We start from the raw sequence: 12,931 nt of genomic DNA on the forward strand, positions 1-12,931 counted from the left end.
GTGATACAAGTATGAGAGTATCAGTTGTTATTCCAGCGCACAATGAAGCGAGTACTTTATCACAAGTTTTAGTAGAAGTGGAGAAGCTCAAGCCTTACGAAATTATTGTAGTAGATAATGGCTCGACAGATGGAACGAAAGACATAGCGTTACAACATCATTGTCACGTGATTTATTATAAACATTCTCTTGGCAATGATGTTGGACGGGCTATTGGAGCTAGAGAAGCAAAAGGTGAAATTGTTTTGTTTTTAGATGGTGATATTGTTATTGATAGTAAAGAGTTACAACGTTTCGTGAAAGGAATTCGACAAGGGCATCAAATTGTTGTGAATAATTTAACATGGTCGGTTTATTTAAAGATGAGACCACATTATACGACAGTTGGAAAGTTCATGTTGAATCGTTATTTGAATAAAAAGGAGCTTGTTGTTGGATCTTTAATTGCAATTCCACATGCGATGAGCAGGGAAGTTATCGAGAAACTTGGGTGGTGGAATTTAGCAGATCCAGCACTATTTCAAGCGATAGCGATGTCTAGAGGAGTAGATATTGTTGATACGGCTTCGGTCGATGTAATTCACACAAATAAGGTTCGTCCTGTGCATACAGGAACATCACCTGGTTCTCCTTATCCGAAAGCGACTAGCCGTATTATGGGTGATCATTTACGTGCTTTGCAATATGTAATCGAAACATATGGTAAACGCGGCGGTTTTTCGGAGGGAAACAGGGATAGGGAGTTTATAGGGAACTATAAACCAGTTGTATTAAAGAAGGAAAAAGCGAAATATAGTGCGATTATACCAGTGTCAGAAGAAAAAATGACGATAAGATTTGTTATACAAGAAGTAAAAAAAGCAGGGGTAGATGAAATTATTGTTGTCGCGAATGGAGCAGATTTTGAGACTGTTAAACAGGCAAAGCTAGAGAATGTTATTGTTGTTGAATTCGGGGAGGCGCTTGGACATAATGTAGCACGAGCGATAGGTGCCATGCATGCTACGGCAGATATTTGTTTATTCGTTGATGGTGATTTTGTTATTCCAGCAAAAAAGCTCACTCCATTTTTGCAAGCTGTTGAAGATGGAAGTGACGTGGTTTTAAATGATTTACAATGCTTATTAGATATGTTTCATCCTGCAGATCCAATTAGTATGGGGAAATATTTTGTGAATTTAGTAGCGAAAAGACCGGATTTATGGAATAACTCATTAACGGCAGTACCACATGCTATGCATAAAAGGGTAATAGAGAAAATAGGATATGACTCGCTTGTTATTCCGCCATTAGCTCAAATGAAAGCTATTTTGGAGGTTTTTTCTATTACAGCAGTAGAATTTGTAGATGTTATAAAAACCAATCGGGTACGCCCGGAGCAACATGGATTTGTAAATGGACGTATTCCGGCATTTGACCGTATTTTCGGTGATCAACTTGAGGCGATTGCTTATCTATTACAATATACAGACGAACGTGGGAGTTTTACAGATGGAGATCGCGATAGAGACACTATTCAACAATTGAGAAAGGAAGAAAAGAATACAGATGAATGCTAGTAGTAAAGTAGCTATTATTGGATTAGGGTATGTTGGTCTTCCTTTGGCAGTCCATTTTGCAGAAAGAGGACATACCGTACTTGGATTAGATAAAGATACTAGAAAAATAGAATCGATTATAAAAGGAGAAAGTTATATTCCAGATGTTTCTTCTAAAGTGTTGCAAAGTTTATTGACTAAAAATAAATTAATAGTAAATACACCAGATAAAGGTATTACTGATTTCCAAAGTAGTGATTATGTTATTGTTACTGTTCCAACTCCAATTAATGAACGAAGAGAACCAGATTTAAGTGCCCTCATTTCAGCTTCGCATTATATACAACAAAATCTCCAAAAAGGACAAACCTTCATTTTTGAAAGTTCCACATATCCAGGCACACTTGAGGAAGTTATTATTCCTATTATTTCTCAAGCTGGCCAAAAGGTAGGAGAAGATTTCTATATCGGATATTCCCCTGAGAGAATTGATCCAGCAAATAGTCAATATTCAGTTCAATCTATTCCAAAAGTTATTAGTGGACAAACAGAAAAGTGTAAACAAAAAGTACAGGATTTATATAGTACCATTTTTGACGTAGTTGTACCTGTTAGTTCGCCGAAAGTAGCAGAGATGTGTAAGCTATTTGAAAATATTCAGCGCTTAGTTAACATCTCTTTAGTAAATGAGTTAAACACATTATGTGAAAGTTTAGGGATTGATTTTTATGAGGCCATTGAAGCGGCATCTACAAAACCTTTTGGATTTACTCCGTATTGGCCAGGACCAGGGATAGGGGGGCACTGTATTCCTGTAGACCCCTTATATTTTCAATGGAGAATAAAAAAGAATGGGGCAATTAGTCAATTAATTGAGGCGGCACATGTAATTAATGAAGAAATGCCAGAGAAAATAGTCCGGAAAGTAAAGGGTATGGTGCAATCACCCGGACTAGTTTTAATTGTAGGAATCGCATATAAGAAAGATGTAAATGATTTGAGAGAATCACCGGCTTTGCCAATTATTCAATTACTAATAAAAGAAGGATACGAGATAAAATACCATGATTCATATATTTCTTCCGCGGAAATTGGAGATAAGGTGTATCAATCTGTTGCTTTGGATGAACAAACAGTTAAAGAGGCAGGTTGTATTTTAATTTTAACTGACCACTCTAATATCGATTGGAAGCTTTTTAAAGGAATGAACCGAGTAATAGATACAAGGGGAATTATAAAGAAGGTGAGTGTATGAGTAAGAAATGTTTAATTACAGGTGGGGCCGGATTTATTGGATCTCATTTAGCTGAAGAGTTGGTGAGAAGGGGTTATAAAGTCACAATTGTGGATAACTTCTATAAAGGGAAAAATAAGTATCATAATGAGCTAATGAGAGAGATTCGAGTTATTCCAATAAGTGTTTTAGATAAAAATTCTATTTATGAATTAGTAAATCAACATGATGTAGTGTTTCATTTAGCAGCAATTTTAGGTGTTAAAACGACAATGGAAAAAAGTATAGAGCTCATTGAAACGAATTTTGACGGAACGAGAAATATTTTACAAGCAGCATTAAAAGGAAAGAAGAAAGTAGTTTTTGCATCTACTTCAGAAGTGTATGGTAAAGGCAAACCGCCTTTCTCTGAAGAAGGAGATCGATTGTATGGGGCAACTTCTAAAATTCGTTGGAGTTATGCAGTTTGTAAAACGTTAGAAGAAACATTATGTTTAGGATACGCATTAGAAGGCTTACCTGTAACGATTGTTCGTTATTTTAATATTTATGGTCCAAGAGCGAAAGATGGTCCATATGCAGGGGTAATCCCGCGATTTATCCGTGCAGCTTTGCAAGGAGAAGACATTCTCGTATATGGAGATGGAAAGCAGACACGTTGCTTTACGTATGTGAGTGATGCGGTAGAAGCAACAATTCGGGCAATGGATGAGAAGGTAAATGGTGAGATTATTAATATAGGTTCTGAGAACGAACAGAGTATAAAAGAAGTAGCAGAAACAATAAAAAAACTAACGAAATCTTCTTCGGAAATTGTAAAAGTTCCTTTTGAGGAAGTATATCCACATGGCTTTGAAGAAATTCCGAATAGAAGGCCGAACGTAACAAAGTTAAGAGAACTTGTTCAATTTCAAGCGACAGTAACGTGGGAACAAGGATTGAAAGAAACTATTAAATGGTTTCGTGAAGAAAACAATGGCTAAGTCGCTATCAGTTATTATTCCTGCAAGTAATGAAGTAGATACGATTTCAGACGTTATTCAATCGGTAAAACCGTTAAATCCAGTAGAGATTATTGTCATAGCAAATGGTTGTAATGATGGTACAGAAGAGGTTGCTGATCAGCTAGGTTGTAAAGTAATCAGGTATACAGAACTATTAGGAAACGATGTTGGGCGTGCAGTTGGCGCAAAACATGCGATAGGTGATGTATTACTATTTATAGATGGGGACTTTGCTATTCCAACTTCCAAATTACAATTGTTTCTTAATCCAATTTTACATGATCAGACTGACATCGTTTTAAATAATTTGGACGCATTGTTTTTAAAGAAACAAAAACCCCATTCCGTTACAGTGTGGCGTCAAATATTAAATGCAATGTTAGAGCGTGAAGAATTAAAGATAGATTCTTTATTATCTGTACCTCATGCGTTGACGAAAGAAGTCGTCCAAAGTATTGGATATGAATGTTTAGTTAATCCTATTGTAGCTCATTTACGTATAGCACAAAGTAAATGGAGAATTAACCGTCATTGTGCTATTGATGTTATTACGCCGAATAAATTTCGACCGATTGAACATGCTGCATATGGAACGAACCTTTCTCAATCTGAAAGACGAATGATAGGTGATCATATAGAAGCAGTTGCAGAACGAATAGTAAGCAGTGATATACGCGGGGGATATTATGATGGAAATAGGAAAAGGGATAGCGTCTATCATACTTTAAATTTCGAAGATTTTTATCAAGGATGGGGCGTTACATCCAATTTGTATAGAGAAAAGCAACTATCGGTTGTTATTCCTGTACAAAATGAAGAGAAAACAATTGGAAAGGTTATAGAAGAGCTTCGTAAAATTGAACCTTTTGAAATCATCGTTGTCGTAAATGGTTCGTCAGATAAAACAGCAACGATTGCAAAAGACAAAGGCGCAACAACCATTGTATATAAAGAAGCCCTTGGAAACGATGTAGGGCGTTCACTTGGAACTTATTTTGCAAAAGGAGAAATTGTGTTATTTATAGATGGTGATTTTGTTATTCCAGCTAGTGAACTATATCCTTTTGCAAAAGCTATTGCAGATGGAAAGGACGTCGCATTAAATGATTTAAATCATTATTTAGATTTAAGAGTACCACTTCATCTTGTAACTGCATTTAAGTATGCACTAAATTTAGCTTGTGATAGAAAGGATTTAGGGGTAGGCTCACTTATTGCGGTACCTAATGCATTTAGCCACAAGTGTTTGAAAGCAATTGGATACAAATCTTTATTGTCACCTTGTGTAGCACAGGTGAAGGCTCTTCTTTCTGGATTTGAAATTGCATGTGTATGTCGTGTTGAGGTTGATAAGATGAACCGTATTCGTCCCAGTGAACATTTTGCAAAAATAGGTCATCCTCCAGCTGTACTTCGAATTATAGGTGATCATATAGAAGGACTAGAGCAAATAATTGCATCAACAGACAATCGTGGCGGATTCTATGATGGCAATAGAAAAAGAGATGTTTTATAGAAGTAACAAAAAAAGTGTACAACATGTGTACACTTTTTTGTTCTGTTATAAAAACTATAACAGATTAGGAGATAAGAGTATTACAGCTCTACAATGGGTATTGTTCTTATATTACAAAATAGGACTCGTATATAAGGATACCAAAAAAATACAATTAAGGAAAGGGTTAATTTTAAAGACTTTTAAATGAAGTTAACACTATATATATAGTAGTTTGCTCAACATTTCACAAACATGTCACAACTATTTCGTTCACTTTCGTAAAAAAGTAGTATTCTAAGTGTGTAAGCTGTTATATAAAAAATCTTAGTCCTGTACTAATCAAAAATGGAGGAGATTAGGATGACTCAAGTATTAGAAAATGTTAAAAACGCATGGGAAAACTTTAAAGGTGAAAAATGGAAAGCAGAGATTGATGTTCGCGATTTCATTTTAAATAATGTAAACGTTTTCGAAGGAGACGAATCTTTCTTAGCAGAAGCAACTGAAGCAACGAAACAACTTTGGGATCAAGTAATGGATTTAACAACAAAAGAACGTGAAAACGGTGGCGTTCTTGATATGGATACAAAAATTGTTTCTTCTATTACATCACATGACCCAGGATACTTAAATAAAGATATTGAAAAAGTAGTCGGTTTCCAAACTGATAAACCATTTAAACGTTCTTTACAACCATATGGTGGTATTCGTATGGCAGAACAAGCTTGTGAATCTTATGGATACGAAATGGACAAAGAACTTAGTCGTATTTTTAGAGATTGGAGAAAGACTCATAACCAAGGTGTATTTGATGCTTATACACCAGAAATGAGAAATGCACGTAAATCAGGTGTTATTACTGGTCTTCCAGATGCATACGGTCGTGGACGCATTATCGGTGACTATCGACGCGTAGCATTATATGGTATTGATCATTTAATTGAAGCGAAAAAAGCTGATTTGAATTTAACTGGTGGTGTAATGAGCGAAGATACAATGCGTTTACGCGAAGAGTTATCTGAGCAAATGCGTGCACTTCAAGAACTAAAACAAATGGCTGCTTCTCATGGTTTCGATATTTCTAAACCAGCAACAAATGCACAAGAAGCATTCCAGTGGTTATACTTCGCATATCTTGCAGCGATTAAAGAGCAAAACGGAGCTGCAATGAGTCTTGGACGTACTTCTACATTCTTAGATATTTACATTGAAAGAGATTTAGCAAATGGTACTTTAACAGAAGAAGAAGTACAAGAAATTGTAGATCACTTCATTATGAAATTACGTCTTGTGAAATTCGCAAGAACACCTGATTATAATGAATTATTCTCTGGTGACCCAACTTGGGTAACTGAATCTATCGGTGGTATGGCATTAGATGGTCGTCCATTAGTAACAAAGAACTCATTCCGTTTCTTGCATACATTAGATAATTTAGGACCAGCTCCAGAACCGAATTTAACAGTTCTTTGGTCTAAACAATTACCAGAGAACTTTAAAAACTACTGTGCGAAAATGTCCATCAAAACATCAGCAATTCAATATGAAAATGATGACATTATGCGTGCTGATTACGGCGATGATTACGGAATTGCTTGTTGTGTATCTGCAATGAGAATCGGTAAGCAAATGCAGTTCTTCGGAGCTCGTGCAAACTTAGCGAAAGCATTATTATATGCAATTAACGGTGGTAAAGATGAAAAATCAAAAGCACAAGTTGGTCCTGAGTACGCACCAATTACTTCTGAAGTACTAAATTACGAAGAAGTTATGCATAAGTTTGATATGACAATGGAATGGTTAGCGGGTCTATATTTAAACACATTAAATGTTATCCATTACATGCATGATAAATATAGTTATGAACGTATTGAAATGGCACTTCATGATACAAATGTTCTTCGTACAATGGCAACAGGTATCGCGGGTCTATCTGTAGTAGCAGACTCATTAAGTGCAATTAAATACGCACAAGTAAAACCAATCCGTGATGAAAATGGTATTGCAGTTGACTTCGAGATTGAAGGAGACTTCCCAAAATACGGTAACAATGATGATCGTGTAGATGAGATCGCTGTAAATCTCGTGAAAACATTTATGAATAAACTGCGTAAACATAAAACATATCGTAATTCCGTTCATACAATGTCAATTTTAACTATTACATCTAACGTTGTATACGGTAAGAAAACTGGTAACACTCCAGATGGACGCCGTACTGGAGAACCATTTGCACCAGGTGCAAATCCAATGCATGGACGTGATACAAAAGGTGCATTAGCTTCATTATTATCTGTAGCTAAATTACCATATGAAGATGCACAAGATGGTATTTCTAATACATTCTCTATTATTCCAAAAGCACTTGGTAAAGAAGATGATGTACAAGTACGTAACTTAGTATCTATGCTTGATGGCTATGCAGTAAAAGAAGGCCATCACTTAAATATTAACGTATTTAATCGTGAAACATTAATGGATGCAATGGAACATCCTGAGAAATATCCACAATTAACAATTCGCGTATCTGGTTACGCTGTAAACTTTATTAAATTAACTCGTGAACAACAAATTGATGTAATTAACCGTACAATGCATGAAAGCATGTAAATGAAAAAAGTGTCCCTTCGCTTTTAATACATAGCGAAGGGAGGCTGTTTCAATAAAGGAGGAAGTAACATGGTAAAAGGAAGAATACATTCTGTAGAGTCTTGTGGTACTGTTGATGGCCCAGGGATTCGTTATGTCATATTTACACAAGGGTGTTTATTACGTTGTCAATATTGTCATAATGCTGATACGTGGGAAATCGGTAAAGGTAAAGAAATAACAGTTGAAGAAGTGATGCAGGATGTGACATGTTACCTTCCATTTATTGAAGCCTCCGGAGGCGGTATAACAGTTAGCGGTGGAGAGCCATTATTACAGCTAGACTTTTTAATTGAGTTGTTTAAAAAGTGTAAAGAGGCTGGTATCCATACAACAATCGACTCTTCTGGTGGGTGTTATTCTGAGGAACCAGAATTCCAAAATAAGCTAGATATTTTAATGGATTATACAGATTTAGTTTTATTGGATTTGAAACATATCGATTCCAAAAAGCATCGTAAATTAACAGGGAAACCAAATGAACATATTTTACAATTTGCTCGTTATTTATCGGATAAGAATAAAGCGATTTGGGTACGACACGTATTAGTTCCTGGTGTTACGGATAATGAAGAGGATCTACAAAAACTATCTAGCTTTATTCAAAGTCTGTCTAATGTTCAAAAAGTTGAAGTGTTACCATATCATAAGCTTGGTGTATATAAATGGGAGGCGCTTGGACACAAGTACCCACTCGCAAATGTAGAACCACCTACTGAGAAAAATGTAGAACATGCTAAACATATTTTACAAGCGGTCTAATCCAAATATTGGATTAGGCTTTTTGCTTTCTTTACAATAAAATCTAGAGTATATATTGATAAAAGAGTATACTGAAAGTAGAATATCCATAATTTTGTACGGACTAAGTGGATAAATTTACATAATTGTAAAGGGAAATCAAAATAGTAAAAAGAATTAAGAAGTAAAAGAGTGAGTATCATGGAATAGAGAAGATTTGTAAGTTATTGCGAAAGCTCTTATAGGAAAGTATAATGTAAAGATATGAGCACAGATAGGATTAAGGGGTCAATCTTATATGCTTTGCATATCCACGACAGGTACATAGCTGAAAAGGGAATTATTAGAATCTGTTTATGTAATTTTTAAGGAAAATGTTTTTCCTATTGTCGTATATGCAATATGGAGAAACAAAAAGCTAGGAGTGGATTTGTTTGATAAAAAACCCCAAGGTTTTAATATTAACTGCACATTACGGTAATGGTCATGTGCAAGTAGCAAAAACATTAGAACAAACATTTCGCCAAAAAGGAATTGAAGATGTTATTGTATGCGACTTGTTTGGAGAATCACATCCATTTATAACTGACATTACAAAATATCTATATTTAAAAAGTTATACAATAGGAAAAGAATTATATCGTTTGTTTTATTACGGGGTAGAAAAAATTTATGATAAGAAAATAGCATCTTGGTATGCGAACTTTGGAAGAAAACGTTTGAAAACACTGTTACAGGTGGAGAAACCTGATATTGTAATTAATACATTTCCAATTATTGCTGTACCAGAATTGAAAAAACAAACGGGGATTTCAATTCCTGTCTATAACGTATTAACGGATTTTTGCGTGCACAAAATATGGATTCATCGAGAAGTAGATCGTTATTTTGTTGCAACGGATCACGTGAAAGAATTGATGGTTGATATCGGTGTACCTGCGGAACAAATTGTTGAAACAGGAATTCCAATTCGGAGTAGTTTTGAGTTAAAGGTAAATTCAGACATCATATATAATAAATATCAGTTATGTAAGAATAAAAAGATTTTACTAATTGTAGCAGGTGCTCATGGGGTATTAGGAAATGTAAAAGAACTATGCCAATCATTTATGTCAGTGCCTAATTTACAAGTAGTTGTCGTTTGTGGAAAAAATGAAGCTTTAAAACATGATTTATTAAGTTTACAGAAGCAAAATTCCGATGCATTAAAAGTGTTTGGGTATGTTGAAAATATTGATGAATTATTCCGAGTTACTTCTTGTATGATTACGAAGCCAGGCGGAATAACATTAAGTGAAGCAGCAGCGTTGCAAGTACCTGTCATTTTATATAAGCCTGTTCCAGGACAAGAAAATGAAAATGCGATGTACTTTGAAAAAAAAGGAGCAGCAGTTGTCATTCGCGATGATAGTGAGGTTTTCGCAAAAACAGAGGCATTATTACAAGATGATGTGAAGCTTCTTCAAATGAAAGAAGCAATGAAAAGCATCTATCTTCCAGAGCCAGCTGGTCATATTGTAGATGCAATTTTGGCAGAAAATCATGCAGAACCGCGTCATATACCTATTAAATCACCTACTCTTGCACAATCTTTTACTTAATATGAAACCCTCTTTGTATATGTAAAGAGGGTTCTTTATTATTTTCAAAGAAAATTTAGCCAGTTATCCACAAAAAAATGCGCTTTCATTAAACAGTAAAGTCGGAATATTAACAACTATATCCACATTGTCCACAATTTTTAGAAAAATATCCACAATTAAAACAGCTGATATATGCTTTAATATAGAAAAATATTAAGTATTTTTGAAAATTACTAACAATTGCATCAGTTTTGTGGATAAAGTTGTCCACAGCAAAAAGACCCCTTATGCATAAGCATAAGGGGTCTTTTTGCTTACTTCTATCAGTCGAGAAAATTATGTAATGAAAATGAATAATTAGGGGGGAAACTTCTAATTATTCATTTTCACTTTAAATGCTTTTCGAGCGATATCCTGCTGCACGATCTGCTTTTTGAAATTCGCGTTGATAGAGAACTTCTTGTGTACTAGATAATGTGTTTTTTGCTTTATCACGTTTCTTTTTATCCATTACAAATCACCTCGTGTCTTAAAGTTACTATTTATCGTTTCCAAAGACATGAGGGGATATACGCATATGGAAAATGTTAATGATTGATTATCATTTCAGAAAATTTAGATTATGCTTCTTTTAATTGATGAGCATCTTGGAAGGTTGTATCTCGCATTGTAGCAAGTGTGTATTGATCTTTTGGAATTTCATATAAGTTATATACTTCTTCGTTTGCGTTAATTTCATCATATACGGCTTTTCTTGTTTCGTTTGCTAGATTCACATATTGCAGTTTTTCTGCAGCTTTAATAGAACGAATATTTATTTTACGAATACGCATGAAAATTGTTTCAATATCTAATTCGTAGAAAAGTTCACTAAAAAATGAATCTTTTGCCAATTTATTATAGCCTTTTCCATGATATGGTTTGCCAAGCCATGTCCCGAGAAATCCAGCTTTTTCTTGCACATCAAATAAAGTAATTGTTCCGATAGGGTTACCCCATTCATCTAAAATTGTGCGTGAAATTAATTCACCACGCTCTTCAGCTTCAATCGTTTGTTTCGTTAAGAATAAATATTCTTCATAAGAATAAGCCTTTTGACGCACAAAAGGGAAGACAGCTGGATCCACCATTAACTCGTATAGAACGTGGCTGTCGTGTAAGTCGCGTTTTTTCAACATACTAACTCCTCCTCACACGAGGGTAGCATGACGAAAAAACACCCCACCCTCGAAATTTTTATATCAATCTTTAAAAAATTTCGGGGTGGGAATCGAACCCACTAGAACCAGTTTCTAACGCTGGTGGCGCACCATTTGCCTTCCCCATTCATCAATTTGAAAATGATAATCACGACACAAATTGATTATGGTTTCATTCAGTTTATAATCGTATAATACTTTATCTAGTCAAAAAAATAAACTAGTTTTTTTTATTTTTTTTGTAAATTATTTTTCCATCAATCATAGTTAGTACAGGCTTGGCTAAATAATGGAAAGGATGATGAGTCCATAACACGAGATCGGCGTCTTTTCCAACCTCGATGCTTCCAATTCTATCCTCTAACCGCAAATTTCGCGCTGGGAATATGGTGATTCCTTCTAGTGCTGTTTTCTCGTCTAACCCTTCTCTTACTGCGACAGCAGCACAAATATTTAAATACTGAATGGGTGTATAAGGATGGTCTGTTGTTATAGAAACTTCCACACCATTTTTGGATAATATATGGTAAGTATCCCATGTCTTGTTTTTTAGTTCGATTTTAGAACGGCGTGTCAGAGTGGGACCAACTGAAACCTTCAAATTGTGTTTCGAAAGCTCTTCAACAAGAAAGTGTCCTTCTGTACAATGTTCAATACGTAGATCGAGGTTGAATTCCGTTGCAAAGCGTAGCGCAGAACTAATATCATCTGCTCGATGGGCGTGGATACGTACGGGTATTTCACGACGTAATGCTTTTAAAATAGGAAGCATTCGAAAATCAGCTTCGTGCCCGTAGTGTTGTGCTTCATAGAATGATTCCCGAAGTAACCCCATAATCCCCATACGTGTTATGGATTCTTTTGTTCCATTACTATGGACTTTTTTAGGGTTTTCTCCAAAGGCAATCTTTAAACCAGCAGGTTCTTGAATAATCATATGATCAATACAAGTTCCAGCTGTTTTTATTACACAAGTAGTACCCCCGATAATATTTTGACTGCCAGGCATAACGTGAACGGTTGTAATTCCATTTTGTACAGCGTCTTGAAAGGCGATATCGAGAGGATGGATTCCATCTAAAGAACGAATATGTGGTGTTGAAACTTCAGATGTTTCATTGGCATCATTTCCAGCCCAACCAGTACCTTCATCATAGAGACCAAGGTGAGTATGGACATCAATAAAGCCAGGTAAGAGATGGAGTGCTCGTGCATCTATAACGGTCATATCTTGAGTAGGTTGAATAAAAGGTTTGACCTCGGTAATTCGCTCTCCTGTAACGAGTACATCGCCTTGAAACTTTGGAGATGTAATAGGGTATACAATGGCTTGTTTGAGCAATATTTTCATAGGTACCTCATTTCTGTTACTTTATAATGCTCATGGAAGTTAAGGGAAAGTAACTGAAAGGTTATTTGTATGGTAATGCTTCGGATCCTAGAAAATGAAAGTTTTAAAAGGGCCCATGTAAAATTGTGTTTTAG

General features: G+C 35.3%; 11 protein-coding genes. 8 read left to right on the forward strand and 3 right to left on the reverse strand.

All coding sequences use genetic code 11. The features are described from left to right. Nucleotides 1-11: 11 nt before the first annotated feature. From DN400_RS27605 to DN400_RS27640, 8 genes are all read left to right on the forward strand, one after another. Nucleotides 12-1,559 carry a glycosyltransferase family 2 protein gene (locus tag DN400_RS27605; RefSeq protein ID WP_025118422.1) on the forward strand — a complete coding sequence of 516 codons (1,548 nt, stop codon included), beginning with the start codon at nt 12-14 and terminating at the stop codon, nt 1,557-1,559. Beyond that, entirely contained in the window at nt 1,549-2,793 is a 1,245-nt protein-coding gene (locus DN400_RS27610; RefSeq protein ID WP_000994262.1) for a nucleotide sugar dehydrogenase, read from the forward strand. The genes DN400_RS27605 and DN400_RS27610 overlap by 11 nt, the downstream gene beginning before the upstream one ends. Then, the gene (locus DN400_RS27615) at nt 2,790-3,755 is read left to right on the forward strand and encodes an NAD-dependent epimerase/dehydratase family protein (protein WP_097996758.1); all 966 of its coding nucleotides are present in this window, start codon (nt 2,790-2,792) and stop codon (nt 3,753-3,755) included. The genes DN400_RS27610 and DN400_RS27615 overlap by 4 nt, the downstream gene beginning before the upstream one ends. Next, nucleotides 3,748-5,292 carry a glycosyltransferase family 2 protein gene (locus tag DN400_RS27620; RefSeq protein WP_139213322.1) on the forward strand — a complete coding sequence of 515 codons (1,545 nt, stop codon included), beginning with the start codon at nt 3,748-3,750 and terminating at the stop codon, nt 5,290-5,292. Before DN400_RS27615 ends, DN400_RS27620 begins: the two co-directional genes overlap by 8 nt. Beyond that, a complete protein-coding gene (locus DN400_RS27625) occupies nt 5,261-5,482 on the forward strand; it encodes a hypothetical protein (protein WP_002094217.1) in 222 nt (73 codons plus the stop codon). The genes DN400_RS27620 and DN400_RS27625 overlap by 32 nt, the downstream gene beginning before the upstream one ends. A 152-nt stretch (nt 5,483-5,634) precedes the next feature. Beyond that, entirely contained in the window at nt 5,635-7,884 is a 2,250-nt protein-coding gene (gene pflB / locus DN400_RS27630) for a formate C-acetyltransferase (protein ID WP_000195468.1), read from the forward strand. Nucleotides 7,885-7,953: 69 nt separating this feature from the next. Further along, the gene (gene pflA, locus DN400_RS27635; RefSeq protein ID WP_000238463.1) at nt 7,954-8,685 is read left to right on the forward strand and encodes a pyruvate formate-lyase-activating protein; all 732 of its coding nucleotides are present in this window, start codon (nt 7,954-7,956) and stop codon (nt 8,683-8,685) included. 413 nt (nt 8,686-9,098) lie between these two features. Continuing rightward, nucleotides 9,099-10,265: a diglucosyl diacylglycerol synthase gene (locus DN400_RS27640; protein ID WP_098255966.1), complete on the forward strand. Its 1,167-nt coding sequence runs from the start codon at nt 9,099-9,101 to the stop codon at nt 10,263-10,265. Nucleotides 10,266-10,638: 373 nt separating this feature from the next. Here DN400_RS27640 and DN400_RS27645 read toward each other — a convergent pair whose 3' ends face one another. The 3 genes from DN400_RS27645 to DN400_RS27655 all read right to left on the reverse strand — a co-directional run bounded on the left by DN400_RS27645 (nt 10,639) and on the right by DN400_RS27655 (nt 12,797). Then, nucleotides 10,639-10,758, reverse strand: coding sequence for a YfhE family protein (locus DN400_RS27645; RefSeq protein WP_000358482.1), 120 nt, complete (start codon nt 10,756-10,758; stop codon nt 10,639-10,641). Nucleotides 10,759-10,867: 109 nt separating this feature from the next. Continuing rightward, entirely contained in the window at nt 10,868-11,425 is a 558-nt protein-coding gene (locus tag DN400_RS27650; protein ID WP_000914737.1) for a GNAT family N-acetyltransferase, read from the reverse strand. A 241-nt stretch (nt 11,426-11,666) separates the two neighbouring features. After that, a complete protein-coding gene (locus DN400_RS27655; RefSeq protein WP_000698297.1) occupies nt 11,667-12,797 on the reverse strand; it encodes an amidohydrolase in 1,131 nt (376 codons plus the stop codon). Nucleotides 12,798-12,931: the final 134 nt, after the last annotated feature.

The organism is Bacillus sp. AR8-1 (assembly GCF_008042345.1).
In the GTDB taxonomy this organism is placed as follows: domain Bacteria; phylum Bacillota; class Bacilli; order Bacillales; family Bacillaceae_G; genus Bacillus_A; species Bacillus_A cereus.

Coding starts and splice junctions, on each gene's coding strand:
- DN400_RS27605 (WP_025118422.1), top strand. CDS start 12: ATGAGAGTATCAGTTGTTATTCCAGCGCACAATGAAGCGAGTACTTTA.
- DN400_RS27610 (WP_000994262.1), top strand. CDS start 1,549: ATGAATGCTAGTAGTAAAGTAGCTATTATTGGATTAGGGTATGTTGGT.
- DN400_RS27615 (WP_097996758.1), top strand. CDS start 2,790: ATGAGTAAGAAATGTTTAATTACAGGTGGGGCCGGATTTATTGGATCT.
- DN400_RS27620 (WP_139213322.1), top strand. CDS start 3,748: ATGGCTAAGTCGCTATCAGTTATTATTCCTGCAAGTAATGAAGTAGAT.
- DN400_RS27625 (WP_002094217.1), top strand. CDS start 5,261: ATGATGGCAATAGAAAAAGAGATGTTTTATAGAAGTAACAAAAAAAGT.
- pflB (WP_000195468.1), top strand. CDS start 5,635: ATGACTCAAGTATTAGAAAATGTTAAAAACGCATGGGAAAACTTTAAA.
- pflA (WP_000238463.1), top strand. CDS start 7,954: ATGGTAAAAGGAAGAATACATTCTGTAGAGTCTTGTGGTACTGTTGAT.
- DN400_RS27645 (WP_000358482.1), bottom strand. CDS start 10,758: ATGGATAAAAAGAAACGTGATAAAGCAAAAAACACATTATCTAGTACA.
- DN400_RS27650 (WP_000914737.1), bottom strand. CDS start 11,425: ATGTTGAAAAAACGCGACTTACACGACAGCCACGTTCTATACGAGTTA.
- DN400_RS27655 (WP_000698297.1), bottom strand. CDS start 12,797: ATGAAAATATTGCTCAAACAAGCCATTGTATACCCTATTACATCTCCA.